A 14,239-nucleotide genomic window follows, 5' to 3' on the forward strand; every position below is an offset into this window, starting at 1 on the left:
GGACCATCTCGACGGATCGCGGACGACGCCGACTGAGGCCGCTTCGATGACGACTCTCGCACCGAGCACCGCCCCCGGGCCGGCCCCCTGGCGAGCCCTCCGGCGGTGCGGGGGCCCGGCCCTCGCCGCGGTGGCCCTCGCGCTCCTCTCCGCCGGCGAGGCCGACGCCCAGTTCGGCTTCGGCGGCTACGGCTGGGGATACGGGGCCTTCCTGCATCCTTACACCCCCCCCTCCGTCTCGACCCTCGACCGGATCGCCGTCACCCGGGCTGGGATGGACCAGGAGGCCCTCAACCGGACCTCGCTCTCCACCCCCGACCGGTTCGACTACCGCCGCCAGCAGGTCGCCCTGCAGCAGCGGTACGACGTCCAGTCGATGCAAGGCATCGACGTCGACCGTCGCGGCCGGGGCACCCCGATCCCCGGCTCCCGACCCGCGCCGGGGGCCGTCGACAATGCGGCCGAACCCGGCGCTCCCGAGGCCCCCTCGGTCCCCCGGCCGGTCCTGAGCGTCTCCAGCTTCGTCAACGACAACGGCCAGGTCGTCTGGCCGGCCGACGCCCCCATCTCCGGCGACCTGGCCGACCAGCGCGACCGGGCCGACGCCGCCATCAAGGAGGTCGTCGACGAGGAGCGGGCGATGGGGTACTCCCGGATCTCGACCGTTGCCTCGGCCCGCCAGGCCCTGCTCGACTACGGTCAGCCGGCCCTCCAGTTCGTCCGGGAGACCTCCACCCCCCGCGTCGCCGACACCTTCCACCTCTTCCTGCTCTCGCTCTACGACGCCCTCGCCCAGGCCGCCGAACGCGGCGCCTCCCGGACCGGCGGCCCTCCTCCCCCTCCGTGATTCGACCCGATCCGATTCGATCTCGTCGGAGCGCTCGGATCCGGAGGAACCGAGGGGGAGGGTCGCCTTCCGGGCGATCTTCCCCGCGATCGATCGGGGCTGGCTTCTCCTTAGGAGCCGCCGAGGACCTTCTCGACCTCGGTCGCGAACGTCCCCGGCCCCAACTCCAGCGCCGCGATCCGGCCCGTGCCGTCGATCAGCACGTTGGCCGGGATCTCGCTGATGCCGAAGGCCCGGGCGATGTCCCCGTCTCCCGGGACGTTGACGATGTTCGGCCAGGGGACGTTGTGTCGCAGCACATACTCGCGGACCTCCGGGAGCACCTCCTCCAGCGGGCGTCCCCCATTGGCCAGGGCGTCCAGGTTCACGCCGATGATCCGGAGCCCCCGCTCCCGGTACGAGCCGTAGGCCTCCTTCATCCAGGCGATTTGCTCGGCGTTCGGCTGATACCAGGTCGCCCAGAAGACCAGCAGCACCGGCTGACCGGCGAGATCCTGCGACCGGATCGCTCGGCCGTCCACGTCGACCCCCTCGAACGCCGGAGCGGGCTGGCCGACCATGTCGAGCTGGGCGATCCGGTTCTCCAGATAGGAGACGATTTCCGGCTCGCTGCCGTCCTGGAGATTCCGCCGGATCGTCCCGAAGGCCTTGCGGGCGATCTCGTACTGCCCCGCCTGGACGAGCCGTTGGTAGTAGGTATCCAGCAGCGAGAGCCGGGCCGCGGGGGGCAGGGCGATCCGAGCGAGCTGGGCGTCCTCCTGCCCCTCTCGTTCGCTGGCCTGCACGGCGCGGACGATGCTCGTGAGCGACTCCTCGAAGGCCCCCCGATCCGCCTCCGCCATCACGTTGGCCACCTCGGCGAGGTAGCGGAGCACCGGGGAGGGGGCCCCGGCCTCGAGCACCCGATGGGCCAGCTCCTCGGCCTCCTGGAAGAGGCCGGCGCCCAGGGCGCTGCGGAAGTAGGTTTCGTAGGCCCGGATGGCCTCGGGTCCCTCGCTCCGCTCGGCGAGCGCCGCCAGTTGCTCCAGCCGCTCGCGCTCCAGCGCTCGGAACTTGCGGTCGAACTCGGCGTCGATCGCCGCGATCGGGTCGGCGGGCTGGCCCTGCTCCTGGGGCTCGGCCGGGGTCGGGGCCGGGGCGATCGACAGCAGCAGCAGGGCGGCGAGTCGGGGGTCGATCATAGCGGGGTCGGACTCCTGGCGGGACCTGGTTCGTGCCGGGCGGCTCGCCGCGCTCGGCGTCCGGGAGGCGGGTCGGCCGGTCCTGGCCGGGCCCGGCTGTCGTCGAATATGACAGGATCCGGGGCCGATTCCCAGGGGTCGCCTCCCTCCGGGGTGGCCGGCCCGATTGGTCGCCCTTCCCGGCGGCCTGAAGGTTTGACTAAGATTGGTCCAGGAGCACGAGGGGCGGACGGAGCCCCCCGCCCGGTCTTTCGCCGACCGCCCGACCGAACCTCGACCAGGCACCCCGGCCGATCATGACCCGACGCACCCGAGGACGAGAGATCGCGCTCCAGGTCCTCTACCAGCTCGAACAGAATCCCGACAGCGCCCCGGACGAGGTCCGCGACTTCATCGCCCGTCGGATCCGGGACGAGGGCCTCCGCTGCTACGCCGACGCCCTGATCGCCGGCGTCCGCTCTCACCGAGAGCAGCTCGACGCCCTCATCGGCCAGGTCGCCGAGAACTGGTCGCTGGAGCGCATGGCGGCCATCGACCGCAACATCCTCCGCCTCGGCGCCTTCGAGCTGCTCCACCGCCCCGAGGTCCCCCCCAAGGTCGTCATCAACGAGGCGCTGGAACTCGCCAAGCGATACAGCACCGCCCAGTCCAGCCGCTTCGTCAACGGCATCCTCGACCGCCTCCAGGCCCCCGCCGCCGAATCCCGGGCCGCCTCCTCTCCAGAGGCCTCCGGGGAGGAGGCCTTCTCCCCGGCCGACGACGCCTCTTCCCCGGTCGACGGCCCCTCGGCCCCCCCCTCCCCATGACCCGACGCCGACGGCCCCGTCCCCGGCCGGTCGACCGGGCCGACCGCGGGGCCGACCTGCACGTCCACACCTCGCACTCCGACGGCACCCTCTCCCCCGGCGAGGTCGTCCGCTCCGCCGCCGCCGTCGGCCTCTCGGCCGTCGCGATTACCGACCACGACACCCTCTCCGCCCTGGCGCTGGCCCTCCCCGAGGCCGACCGCCTCGGCATCGAGCTGGTCCCCGGCATCGAGCTCAGCGCCCGGGACGAGGGGAGGGAGGTTCATCTCCTCGGCCACTTCGTCGACCCCGATCACCCCGAGCTGCGATCGGCTGCCGACGCCCTTCGGGCCTCCCGTCGGATCCGCCTGGAGCGGATGATCGATCGGCTGGCCGACTTCGGCCTGATCGTCGATCCCGAGGCCCTCCGGCGCGCCTTCCCCCGAGCGGCGCTCGGCCGCAAGCACCTGGCCGATTACCTTGTCCGGACCGGCCAGGTGCCGACCCATCGCCTGGTCTTCTCCCGGTTCCTCGGCGACGACGGCCCCGCCGCCGTGCCCAAGGCCGGGCCGACCGTGGCCGAGGCGATCGCCCTGATCCGACGCGCCGGGGGCGTTGCGGGGCTGCCCCACCCCCCTTATGATCTGTCGATGGAGCGGCTCCGCTCCTACCGCGAGGCGGGGCTCGGCGCGCTGGAAGTCGACGGCCCCAGCCTCGACCGCCGCCGGTCCTCGCGATGGCGGCTCGTCGCCGAGCAGCTCGACCTCGTCCCGATCGCCGGCTCGGACTTCCATGCTCCCGATCGCCCTGGCCGATGGGTCGGCTCGATCACCACGCCGGCGGCCGACCTCGACCGGCTTCGCCGGCTCTCGAGTCGATAACGCCCCGGCCGGCCCGGCCCGCTCGACCCGAATCCCACCGACCGCGGAGGGCTGCCCGATGGCGACCGATCCCATCTCCTCCCGCTTGAGAGTCGTTCGGGGGGATATCACCACCCTGGCGGTCGGGGCGATCGTCAACGCGGCGAACGAGTCGCTGCTCGGCGGCGGAGGGGTCGACGGCGCCATCCACCGAGCCGCCGGGCCGGGGCTGAAGCAGGAGTGCCAAACCCTCGGCGGCTGCCCGACCGGCCAGGCCCGCATCACCCAGGGGTACAACCTGCCCGCCCGCCACGTCATCCATGCCGTCGGCCCGCGCTACCGGGGAGGCTCGTCCGGCGAGGAGGCCCTGCTCCGCTCCTGCTACGTCGAGGCGATGACGCTCGCCGAGCACCACGGCATCGAGACGATCGCCTTCCCCTGCATCGCCACCGGTCTGTTCGGCTACCCCAAGGACGAGGCCTGCGCCATCGCCGTGGACGCCGTCCGGCTGTTCCTCCGCGGCCACGACCTGCCCCGGGAGGTCATCTTCTGCTGCTTCGACCAGGAGGATTACGACCGCTACCGCGAGGAACTCTCCGGAGGGGGGATCGCCCTCTCCTGAGCCGGCCGGGCACGAGCGTCGGCCGATCGCGTACAATGGGACGAGTCTCGACGCTCTCTCTTCCCGCGACCCCGAACCGACGATCATGGCCTTCAAAGACCTGCTCGACCGCTTCAAGCACGGCCTGGCGAAGACCGCCCGGCTCTTCGACGTCCGCTCCTGGTTCGGCCGCAAGGTGGATCAGGATTTCCTCGACGAGCTGGAGGCCAAGCTCATCCGGGCCGACGTCGGCGTGAAGGCCACCCAGATCCTCATCGACCGCGTCCGGGAGGCCTACGCCGATAAGACCGCCGATGAGGACCTGCTGGCCTTCCTCAAGGCCGAGATGAAGGCGCTGCTCCAGGATCCCCAGGCCGGCGCCCTGGCCAAGGCGCCGACCAACCCCACGGTCATCCTCATCGCCGGCGTCAACGGATCGGGCAAGACCACCTCCATCGCCAAGCTCGCCCAGCGGCTCAAGGACCAGGGGAACTCGATCCTCCTGGGCGCCTGCGACACCTTCCGAGCCGCCGCCGCCGACCAGCTCGCCATCTGGGCGGAACGCTCCGGCGCCGATATGGTTCGGGGAAACGCCGGAGCCGACCCCGCCTCCGTCGCCCACGATGCCTGCGACCGGGCCCTCGCCCGGAAGGTCGACTACCTGATCGTCGACACCGCCGGCCGCCTTCACACCCAGACCCACCTGATGCGGGAGCTGGAGAAGGTCCGAGGCATCATCTCCCGGAAGATCGAGGGGGCCCCGCACGAGTCCCTGCTGGTGCTCGACGCCACCAACGGCCAGAACGCCATCCAGCAGGCCCGGATCTTCTCGAAGTCAATCGCCTGCTCCGGCGTGATCCTGACCAAGCTCGACGGCACGGCCAAGGGGGGAGTCGTCGTCGCCGTCCGGCAGCAGACCGACCTGCCCGTCAAGTTCGTCGGCGTCGGCGAGGGGATCGACGACCTGCAGCCCTTCGACCCCGACGCCTTTGTCGAGTCCCTCTTCTCCTGAGGAGCTTCTCGGGCCGATCGACCCCTCCACTGCCCCGCCGCGATCGGCCGGCCTTGGCCCGCCTTCGCGCCTTCGCCCCGCCGTTGAAGCCGGCCGCTCCGCCCGGCTATAATTCGGGGCAAGTGTTCAACCATACGCCAACCTTCAGCCTCCTCCGGGGGATGCGGATGGGACAGGATTCGTCGGGGTGGTCCGTGCTGCTCGACTGGTTCTGGTCCGATCCCCTGCGGGGGCTGGCCGCGCTGGCCTGCGTGCTGGCGCTGGCGAGCACACCGGTCGCCTTCGCCGTGCTCGGCCGCCGCGAGTACCTCTTCACCCGGCGCGGCCGGACCTACCGCCCCCCGGAGTGGTGGTCGGTCGTCTGCGGCATGGCTCTGGTCATGGGGGTGCCGGGCATCGTCCTCACGCTGCTGGTCAAGAGCCAGTACTTCGACGAGGACCGCTACGCCTTCGACCCGAACACCACCTGGTCGGTCGTCGAGCAGGGCCGGCAGTACCGCAGCGCCCAGGAGCTCGCCGAGGCCGCCGAGCGCGAGTACTCCCGTCTCCAGGAGGAGCGCCGCCTTCTGGTCGAAGGGGTCAAGAAGCTCGACGAGGCGATGATCCCCCTCCGGGCCGCCGCCGCGACCTTCCCCCCCACCGCCGAGGCGCTCCCCGGCGTGCTCGAGAACCTGGCGACCATCCGAGAGGCCGTCGGCGTCGACGCTCCTCAGCAGTTGCTCGACGAGACCGCCCCGCCGATCGAGCTCGCTCGAGACTCCGCGACGGCGATCCCCTTTCCCTACCCGATGGCCGTTCCCCCCGGCTTCAACTGGCCCTCGGCCCCGGGAGCCTCCCCGGCCCCCGCCGTCGGCCCCGGCCTGACCCCGGCCGAACGCGAGGCCGAACTCGCCCAGGTCCCCGCCCCCCAGCGCGACCTGGCCGCCCTGCTCCCCCTCACCAACCTTCCCCAAGGCTGGGAGGTCGGCGATTCCGGCGGCCGATCGCTGGAAACCTTCAACGCCGACAACCTCTACGAGAAGATCGACGGCCGAGCCGAGTCCTTCGTTCAGTACGACGTCGTCGGCATGGCCTACACCTTCTACCACCCCGAGGGGAACCCGGCCAACGAGGTCCAACTCTACATTTTTGAGCTGTCCAACCCCCTGAACGCCCTCGGCAAGTACGGTACCGAGAAGCCCGAGGACGCCGAGCCCCTCCAGCTCGGGACCGCCGGCTACTCGTCCGGCGCCAGTGTCTTCTTCCACGCCAAGTCGTACTACGTTCAGATCGTCCCCACCTCCGAATCCGACGAGTTCCGCGCCTTCGCCCTCGCCCTGGCCCGCCGGATCTCCAACGACATCCTCCCCGGCTCGGCCCCTGAGCCGGACTCCTCGGCCTCCCCGGCTGTCGCGGCGGCCGACGGCAGGGATGGCTCCGAGCCCCCGCCCTCCTCGACCGAGGAGCCGGCCGAGGCCGCCGACCCCACCGCCCTCTTCGCCCTGCTGCCCGACGGCCCCGGCCGCTCGAACGAGCAGTACGTCGCCCAGGACGTCTTCGGCTACTCCTTCCTCTCCCACGTCTTCATGGCCAGCTACGCCGAGGGGGACCGCTCCTGGCAGGCCTTCATCCGCCCGTATGCCTCCCCCGAGCGCGCCCGGGAGGTCTTCGATCTCTACCGGGCCGAGGCCGAGGCCTTCGACGCCAAGATCCAGGAGGTCGAGTCGGAATCGGTCGATGCCATGTACGTCGCCGAGAACTTCGGCCTGATCGACGTGCTGTTCCTCCGGGGCAACGTCTTCGGCGGCGTCAACGGCGCCACCGACCTCGACGCCGCCCGCGCCTTCGCCGAGCGATTCGCCGGCTCCCTGCCCGCCGAGGTCCCGCACTTCGACAACACCGATTCCGAAACCGAAACCGACACCAAGGCCGCCTCGGACGCCGAGGAAGGGGACTAGTCGGGCCTGGCGCCTGGCCCCGGAGCGAGTCCATCCACCCCGCTTCCCGGCCGATCGAGGCGCCTCCCCTGCTCCCGGGCTCCTGTTCCCCGGGCCCTCGCCAACCACCCGGCATCATTCCCGCCGCAATCGCGATTCCGTTGCCGACCCCGCCGCCCGCCCCCGAACGTCGAGGCCATCGCCATGGGCGAGAAGCTGACCCGGACCCAGCAGAAGAACCTGGAACGGCTCGGCGGCGTCAACCCCGCCGAGCAACCGATCCCGAGGCGACAGTTCCTCACGCAGGTCGGCGGAGGGATCGCCGCCGTCGGCGCCTCGGCCGGGGTCGGCCTCGCCATCGCCGATCCCTGGGGCATGAAGGGGGTCGAGCCCCCTCCCCCCGTCCGACTGAAGGACTACTCCGTCACCCTCGCGCCGAGCCGGCCGAGCCTCGTCGTCGTCCGAGCCACCCCTCCCGACCGCTCGGCCTTCGACACTCCCGACGCCGAGTACGCCGCCCGGGAGGACCAGGCGCTCCGCATGGTCAAGGCCGCGCTGGAGGAGATGGGAGGCGTCGAAACCTTCATCGAGAAGGGGGACGTCGTCGTCATCAAACCCAACGTCGCCTTCGACAAGAACCCCGACCTGGCCGCCACCACCCAGCCCGACACCGTCTCGGCGATCGTCAAGCTCTGCCTCGGCGCTGGAGCCCGCAAGGTGATCGTCTGCGACAACCCGATCAACAACCCCGAGAGCTGCTTCTTCAAGACCCGGGTCGGCGAGGCCGCCCAGCGCTCCGGCGCCACCCTGATGCTCCCCAAGGCCTCCTCCTTCGAGCAGCTCTACATCGGCGGCGAGACGATCCGAGACACCTGGAGCATGTTCTACGCCCCCTTCAAGGAGGCCACCAAGGTCATCGGCGTCAGCCCGGTGAAGGACCACAACCTCTGCAAGGCGACCGTCTGCCTGAAGAACTGGTACGGCCTGCTCGGCAACCCCCGCAACCAGTTCCACCAGGACATCCACGGCATCATCTCCGACTTCGCCAAGATGATGAAGCCGACCCTCGTCGTCGCCGACGGCCGCAAGCTCCTGATGCGCAACGGCCCCACCGGCGGCAGCCTCAACGACGTCAAGCAGGCCGACGCCATCGTCGTCGGCACCGACCACGTCGCCGTGGACAGTTGGTGCGTCTCCAAGCTCCTGGAGAAGCGCCGACACGAGATCCTCTACCTCGACAAGGCCATCAACCGCGGCCTCGCCCAGGACTGGCGGCCGCAGTGGACCCGGGAAATCCGACTGGCCTGACGCGGCGAGGCGGGCCAAGCGCCTCTGCTCCTCGGAGTCGCGGGGCCGGGGCCGGGTCCAAGGGATCGAGGCGATCCTCTTCGAGCTCGACCGCCCCGGCTCCCCTCCCCGGTCGAGCGCCGCAAGCGCCCGGAGACGCGCTCCGGTGAGGACGTCCTCTCCGTCCTCATCCTTGTCCTCGTCCTCGACCGCGAGGGCCTCCGGTTCGATTGACCGCCCGTCCCCCGTGTTCAACCTTCCCGCTCGATCGTGTTAGAATCGCCCGATCGCTCGTCCTGATCGCGAGTCATCCCGGGTCGCGCCGGCCCAGGCTTCGGAGGGACCGATGGTCAAGATCCGACGCGTCTACGAGGCGCTTGCCCTCGGACTCTTCCTCTTCTTCCTGCTGATCACCGACCTCCGGTTCCTCAAGGGATGGCCGGTTTCGTGGTTCCTGGAGGCCTCTCCGCTGGTGGCCGTCGCCACGGCGCTGACCACGCACACGATCTACCGCAACCTGTTCTGGGGCCTGGTGATCCTGGGCATCACCATGATGCTTGGCCGGGTCTGGTGCAACTGGATGTGCCCGTTCGGCATCCTGCACCACCTGTTCGGCAACATCGGTCGTCGGCGGAGTACCAAGCAGGCGATCGAAGCCAACCGATACCGGCGCATTTATGCGCTGAAGTACTACATTCTGGCCGGCATGATCGCCATGGCCAGCCTCTGGATCGTCCCGACGCTGTGGAACGCGCCGGAGAAGATCGCCGAGTCGTACAACGAGGCCGCCCTCTCCCGGGCCGCCGACGGCCAGACCCCGACGACCTTCGGCCAGGCGTTCGGCCTTTCCTCCTGGATCGTCGGGCTCGGCCTGGCGAGCCTGGGAGCCGTCGCGGTGTTCCGGGGGCTGGGGTTTCCCGTCCCGCGGAGGCTGGGGAGGGTTCCCGTCGTCGGAGCGTCGCTGGGAGTGATCGTGCTCGGCCTGGGGATCGGCGTTTTGCGGGCCGGGCTCCCGGAGACGATCGCCGCGGTCGGAGACGGCCTGGGCCGCTCGGCCAACGCCTCCCGTCGCGAGAATGCCACGCTCCAGATCGGCCTGCTTGATCCGATCGCGCTGACCGTCCGGTCGATGACCACCAGCGTCTTGCCCTCGGTGGACAAGGCGACCGAGGGGGTCTACACCGAACCCCGAGAATACTGGTTCGCCTGGGTCGTCGGGTTGATCTTCCTCGGCCTCCTGGTCGCCAACTGGTTCATCCCGCGATTCTTCTGCCGGGCCCTCTGCCCGCTCGGGGCCTTGCTCGGCGTCTTCAGCCGGTTCTCCCTCTGGCGGATCGACCGCGACCCGGTGCGCTGCACCGACTGCGACCTCTGCCTGAAGAGCTGCGAGGGGGCCTCCGACCCTCAGGGGGACCTGCGCAAGAGCGAGTGCTTCGTCTGCTTCAACTGCATCGAGGACTGCCCTCACGACGCGCTGCAGTTCCGCTTCCTCCCCCGCAAGGCCAGCGAGGTCACCGCCCCGGCGCTCGACCGCCGCACGCTCATGCTCGCCGGCCTCTTTGGCGTCCTCTTCTTCCCGATGGCCCGCCTTTCCGGAGGCGTGAAGAAGAACTTCGACCGCCGGGTGATCCGGCCTCCCGGCTCGGTCGCCGAGCAGGAGTTCCTCCAGCGCTGCATCAAGTGCGACCAGTGCATCCGGGTCTGCCCCACCAACGTCCTTCAGCCGGCGCTATTCGAGGCGGGCGTCGAGGGGCTCTGGACCCCGATCATGATCTCCAAGATGGGCTGGTGCGAGCTGAACTGCACCCTGTGCAGTCAGGTCTGCCCCACGGGCGCCATCCGGGAGATCTCGATCGCCGAGAAGCTCGGTGTTGGCCCGTTCGAGGCCCAGGGACCGATCAAGACCGGCACCGCCTTCTACAACCGGGGGCGCTGCCTCCCCTGGGCGATGGACACCGAGTGCGTCGTCTGCGAGGAGGTCTGCCCGACCAGCCCCAAGGCCATCTTCACTCGGAACGTCGAGGTCACCAACCGCTGGGGAGGCATCAAGGAACTGAAGCGCCCCTTCATCGACCCGGAGAAGTGCATCGGCTGCGGCATCTGCGAGCACGAGTGCCCCGTCAAGGACGACCCGGCCGTCTACGTCACCGCCATCGGTGAAACCCGAGACAAGGAACGCTCGCTGCTGCTCTCCCTCGTCGAGGATCCGAGCCTGGCCGATCGCGTCCTGGCCTGACCCGGCCGGCTCATCCCGTCGCTTTGCCCTCGCCTTGGTCCTCGCTCCCGGCCCGATCGAGCCGATCGAGCCGGGACCAGAGCCACGAGGCCCCGCGGGACTCGGCCCCCAGCTCGGCCACCCTCCGGACCAGGGTGCGATCGGAGGTCACCACGACGACCCCTTCCGGCCGATCGGCGACCAGCTCCACGATCCGATCATCCGCCGCGTTCGGACCGGGCCGGTCGGCGTAGACCACCTCGATTGGGCCCGATCGTCCCTCGGGGAGGCCGGCGATCGGCTTGCCGTCGTAGACGACCGAGATCAGGCCGTCCTCTTCGAGGGCCAGCCGGCCGAGCCGAGCCGCGAGCCGGGCCTTCGCTCCCTCCCGGTCGCGCCACCAGCCGTCCGGCCGGCTGCCGATGACGTTCATCGCGTCCACGATCAGCCGAGGTCCTCCGGGCTCCTCCCCCATGATTGGCCGCTCTCCTGGTTCCGATCGGCTCTCCCCGGACGGATCCGATCGCGGGGAGATCAGCCGAGCACCGGCAGCGAGGCCGTTCGCTGCTTCTGCTGCTGCTTCCTCAGGTACGACTCCAGCGCGGGGGTGTCTTCCTCGAACCGCTGGACTTCCTCCCAGAGGGCCTCCACCATGTCCTCCTCCTTGACGTGGCGGATGGGCACTCCTCGCTTGAAGATCACGCCCTTGCCGCTGCCGGCGGCGATGCCGATGTCGGCCTCCTTGGCCTCGCCGAAGCCGTTGACCAGGCAGCCCAGGATGCTGATGCGGAGCGGGTTCTTCAGCCCCTTCATGCGCTGCTCGACCTCGGCGACGATTCGCTCCAGGTCGATGTCCAGCCGGCCGCAGGTCGGGCAGGCGACCACCTCCGGCTCGTTGATCCGGCGGCTGGTGGCCCGGAGGATGTCGAACCCGGCCTTCACCTCGGGCACCGGGTCTCCCAGCAGGCTGACCCGGATCGTGTCGCCGATCCCCTTGAGCAGGATCGCCCCGATGCCGGCGGCGCTCTTGATCGTCCCGTACTCTCGGGAGCCGGCCTCGGTGATGCCGACGTGCGTGGGGTAGTCGCTCTGCTCGGCGAACAGCGAGTAGCACGCCACGGCCGTGGGCACGTGGCTGGCCTTGAGGCTGACGATGATCTGGTTGTAACCCAGGGACTCGGCGATCTCGATGTGCCGAAGGGCGCTCTCGACCATCGCCTCGGGGCAGGGGAAGCCGTACTTCTCGATCAGGTCTTCCTCGAGGCTGCCGCTGTTGACGCCGATCCGCATGGGGACGCCGGCGTCCTTCGCCTTGCGGACGACCTCCTTGAACCGCTCGACCCCGCCGATGTTCCCCGGGTTGATCCGGATCTTGTCCACCGCTCGTCTCCCGGAGGGGGTGCGGGCCTCCAGGCAGGCCAGGGCCATGCGGTAGTCGTAGTGGATGTCGGCGATGAGCGGGATCCGGATGTGATCCCGGATCGCCTTGCAGGCCTCCACGTCCTCCTTCTTGGGCACGGTCACGCGGATGATCTCGCAGCCGGCCTCCTCCAGCCGCCGGATCTGGTCCAGCGTCGCCGCGGCGTCGGCCGTGTCGGTGGTGGTCATCGACTGCACCCAGATCGGGTTGTCCCCGCCGACGACGTGGTCGTCGATCCCCACCTCGCGGGTCTTGCGCCGCTGCACCGAGGTCGCGTAGGCCATCGCTGTATCGCGTCCGTATCGTTCGGGATGCGTTGGCTTTGCGCGATCTTCACGCAAAGCGGGGCCGACTCGTAAGTTCAGTTATCGTAGTCGAGCCCCGCCCCGCCATCAAGGTCGGCCGGCCGTCGGACTCCGCTCCCCGAGCCCTTGGCCGAGGGGGGGGCGATGACGCCTTTCGGTTGGCGTCGGCCGGGCTCCGATGCGGAGATCGGCAAGGCTCTTGGGGCTCGGCCGGCGGCCTCGGCCATCGCGGACGGGCCGTTCGGGATCCGGATCGGGCTCGCTCCTCACTCCCGGGGGCCGGATCAAGGGCGGGCTGGCAACGATTCCGTCCGGAATGGGCCTTGCCGTCTCGAAGTGGTGGGTCTCACCGACCCCAACCCCGGGAATCCTGCCGCTTCGGAAGCGTCCGATCGGGTCCTGCCGAGATGGTTCCGGAGACCGACCGTGGCTTGCGAGCCGATCGGCCGCTGTCGGGCCGCACTCCCAGAGGCCGACGAGACGACGCGATCGGGCGGCCCTGGCGAACATGGTTCATAATGAACTTCGACTCCTCGGAGCGTCGGAAGGGACCGGACGATGGGCGCGATCACGTTCGCAATCGCGATCGCGCCCGGGATCGGTCGCCGGGCGATTCCCGGGCGGACGGGCCGGCTGGACTGGCTGGCTCGGCGGCCCAGCGTCGGCGACTGCTTCGATTGACCCGAGCCGGGGCCGTTGATGCCGCCGATTCCCCAATGGTTGAAGCATGCGCTGTTGCCCGCCTGGAACGGCGGGCATCGCCTGGCCTGGCGTCTCGGGGAACTCCTCGGCGCGCTGGCGCACCGGCGCTTCGGCCGCTGTGCCGTCTGCGGCCGATGGGGCCCATTCCTTTACCGGCGCTGGGTCATTCGCCCCGAGCTGGAACGCCGGGCCGGCGTCTCGGCCGAGGTCGCCGAGGCCTGGGCGCGCAAGGAGTCGAGCGATTGCTCCTTCTGCGGCGCCAAGCTCCGGGCGCGACGCATCGCCGAGGTCCTGCTGCGGCTCGTCCCCTCCGGAGAGGGCCCTCCCCTCCGATCGATCCGGCAGTGGGTTCGCTCTCCCCAGGCCCGCCGGCTGGTTGTGGCCGAGGTCAACGAGGTGGAGGGCCTCCACCGGGAGCTGCTCCGGCTCCCCGGGCTGCGCTACAGCGAGTTCCGGGAGGGGGCCGCGCCGGGCTCGGTTGTTGATGGCGTTCCGAGCGAGACTTTGGAGCGGCTGTCCTACGACGACGCCTCGATCGACCTGATGATCTCGTCCGAGACGCTCGAGCACGTTCCCGACCTCGATGCCGCCCTCGTCGAGATCCGGCGCGTTCTTCGGCCCGGCGGGCGGCACGTCTTCACCGTGCCGATGCTCCCCGGCGTCCCCGAGACGTTCCGACGCGCCACCCTGCTCCCCGATGGCTCGGTCGAGCCCCTCGGCCCGATGGTCTGCCACCCTGGAGGCGACTGGGGCTATCCCGTCTTCACCGAGATTGGCGCCGACTTCCCCGAGCGTCTCCGACGCGCCGGGTTCGAGGTGGACGTCTTCTTCGGGCCGGTCCGCCCGGAGGACGTCTGCCAGGTCTTTTCCTGCCGCAAGCCAAGCGAGCCGACCGGATCGACCGGCCAGCGCTCGGACCAATTCAAGTCCACACGTCCGAGTTCTTCCAGAAATCAGGATGGTTCCTGGCGTTTGTGGTCCCGTCCCGCGATGCGAGCCGTTCTCTGAGAGCGATCGTGCTCCGGTCCGCTCCGGATGAGCTTCACTTCAGAGCGGTCCCTCGGAAGGAGAACCCCGGATCGGGTTCCTCCCCCTCGGCGGGCAAGGG

Annotated in this window: 12 protein-coding genes; 9 read left to right on the top strand and 3 right to left on the bottom strand. The window is 70.1% G+C overall.

Going from position 1 to position 14,239, the window contains the following annotated elements:
• Positions 1 to 46: 46 nt before the first annotated feature.
• Positions 47 to 847, top strand: a complete 801-nt coding sequence (locus TsocGM_RS14920) for a hypothetical protein (RefSeq protein ID WP_126726268.1) — start codon at positions 47 to 49, stop codon at positions 845 to 847.
• A 110-nt stretch (positions 848 to 957) separates the two neighbouring features.
• Here TsocGM_RS14920 and TsocGM_RS14925 read toward each other — a convergent pair whose 3' ends face one another.
• Positions 958 to 2,028, bottom strand: coding sequence for a peroxiredoxin family protein (locus tag TsocGM_RS14925; protein WP_126726269.1), 1,071 nt, complete (start codon positions 2,026 to 2,028; stop codon positions 958 to 960).
• A gap of 296 nt (positions 2,029 to 2,324) precedes the next feature.
• On the opposite strand from TsocGM_RS14925, the gene nusB reads away from it, so the two are divergent.
• The 7 genes from nusB to TsocGM_RS27115 all read left to right on the top strand — a co-directional run bounded on the left by nusB (position 2,325) and on the right by TsocGM_RS27115 (position 10,725).
• Positions 2,325 to 2,834 (top strand): transcription antitermination factor NusB, encoded by a 510-nt coding sequence (gene nusB / locus TsocGM_RS27655; protein WP_126726270.1) that lies wholly within the window; start codon positions 2,325 to 2,327, stop codon positions 2,832 to 2,834.
• Positions 2,831 to 3,694, top strand: coding sequence for a PHP domain-containing protein (locus tag TsocGM_RS14935; RefSeq protein ID WP_126726271.1), 864 nt, complete (start codon positions 2,831 to 2,833; stop codon positions 3,692 to 3,694). The genes nusB and TsocGM_RS14935 overlap by 4 nt, the downstream gene beginning before the upstream one ends.
• Positions 3,695 to 3,752: 58 nt before the next feature.
• Complete coding sequence (locus TsocGM_RS14940; RefSeq protein WP_126726272.1) at positions 3,753 to 4,295, top strand: O-acetyl-ADP-ribose deacetylase; 543 nt, start codon at positions 3,753 to 3,755, stop codon at positions 4,293 to 4,295.
• Positions 4,296 to 4,380: 85 nt separating this feature from the next.
• Positions 4,381 to 5,286, top strand: a complete 906-nt coding sequence (gene ftsY / locus TsocGM_RS14945) for a signal recognition particle-docking protein FtsY (RefSeq protein ID WP_126726273.1) — start codon at positions 4,381 to 4,383, stop codon at positions 5,284 to 5,286.
• Between the two features lie 53 nt (positions 5,287 to 5,339).
• Positions 5,340 to 7,223, top strand: coding sequence for a DUF6599 family protein (locus tag TsocGM_RS14950; RefSeq protein WP_233578901.1), 1,884 nt, complete (start codon positions 5,340 to 5,342; stop codon positions 7,221 to 7,223).
• Positions 7,224 to 7,406: 183 nt separating this feature from the next.
• Positions 7,407 to 8,510 (top strand): DUF362 domain-containing protein, encoded by a 1,104-nt coding sequence (locus TsocGM_RS14955; RefSeq protein WP_126726274.1) that lies wholly within the window; start codon positions 7,407 to 7,409, stop codon positions 8,508 to 8,510.
• A 325-nt stretch (positions 8,511 to 8,835) separates the two neighbouring features.
• Positions 8,836 to 10,725, top strand: a complete 1,890-nt coding sequence (locus TsocGM_RS27115) for a 4Fe-4S dicluster domain-containing protein (protein WP_233578903.1) — start codon at positions 8,836 to 8,838, stop codon at positions 10,723 to 10,725.
• A gap of 10 nt (positions 10,726 to 10,735) precedes the next feature.
• On the opposite strand, the gene TsocGM_RS14970 is transcribed toward TsocGM_RS27115, so the two are convergent.
• Positions 10,736 to 11,179: an NYN domain-containing protein gene (locus TsocGM_RS14970; RefSeq protein WP_126726275.1), complete on the bottom strand. Its 444-nt coding sequence runs from the start codon at positions 11,177 to 11,179 to the stop codon at positions 10,736 to 10,738.
• 59 nt (positions 11,180 to 11,238) lie between these two features.
• Entirely contained in the window at positions 11,239 to 12,408 is a 1,170-nt protein-coding gene (ispG, locus tag TsocGM_RS14975; protein WP_126726276.1) for a flavodoxin-dependent (E)-4-hydroxy-3-methylbut-2-enyl-diphosphate synthase, read from the bottom strand.
• 720 nt (positions 12,409 to 13,128) lie between these two features.
• Here ispG and TsocGM_RS14980 point away from each other — a divergent pair.
• Positions 13,129 to 14,139, top strand: coding sequence for a class I SAM-dependent methyltransferase (locus tag TsocGM_RS14980; protein ID WP_126726277.1), 1,011 nt, complete (start codon positions 13,129 to 13,131; stop codon positions 14,137 to 14,139).
• The last annotated feature ends 100 nt before the right edge of the window (positions 14,140 to 14,239 follow it).

The organism is Tautonia sociabilis, assembly GCF_003977685.1.
Taxonomy (GTDB): Bacteria; Planctomycetota; Planctomycetia; order Isosphaerales; family Isosphaeraceae; genus Tautonia; species Tautonia sociabilis.

Excerpts from the sequence above, each read along its gene's own strand:
- TsocGM_RS14920 (WP_126726268.1), top strand. The coding sequence starts at position 47 with ATGACGACTCTCGCACCGAGCACCGCCCCCGGGCCGGCCCCCTGGCGA.
- TsocGM_RS14925 (WP_126726269.1), bottom strand. The coding sequence starts at position 2,028 with ATGATCGACCCCCGACTCGCCGCCCTGCTGCTGCTGTCGATCGCCCCG.
- nusB (WP_126726270.1), top strand. The coding sequence starts at position 2,325 with ATGACCCGACGCACCCGAGGACGAGAGATCGCGCTCCAGGTCCTCTAC.
- TsocGM_RS14935 (WP_126726271.1), top strand. The coding sequence starts at position 2,831 with ATGACCCGACGCCGACGGCCCCGTCCCCGGCCGGTCGACCGGGCCGAC.
- TsocGM_RS14940 (WP_126726272.1), top strand. The coding sequence starts at position 3,753 with ATGGCGACCGATCCCATCTCCTCCCGCTTGAGAGTCGTTCGGGGGGAT.
- ftsY (WP_126726273.1), top strand. The coding sequence starts at position 4,381 with ATGGCCTTCAAAGACCTGCTCGACCGCTTCAAGCACGGCCTGGCGAAG.
- TsocGM_RS14955 (WP_126726274.1), top strand. The coding sequence starts at position 7,407 with ATGGGCGAGAAGCTGACCCGGACCCAGCAGAAGAACCTGGAACGGCTC.
- TsocGM_RS27115 (WP_233578903.1), top strand. The coding sequence starts at position 8,836 with ATGGTCAAGATCCGACGCGTCTACGAGGCGCTTGCCCTCGGACTCTTC.
- TsocGM_RS14970 (WP_126726275.1), bottom strand. The coding sequence starts at position 11,179 with ATGGGGGAGGAGCCCGGAGGACCTCGGCTGATCGTGGACGCGATGAAC.
- ispG (WP_126726276.1), bottom strand. The coding sequence starts at position 12,408 with ATGGCCTACGCGACCTCGGTGCAGCGGCGCAAGACCCGCGAGGTGGGG.
- TsocGM_RS14980 (WP_126726277.1), top strand. The coding sequence starts at position 13,129 with ATGCCGCCGATTCCCCAATGGTTGAAGCATGCGCTGTTGCCCGCCTGG.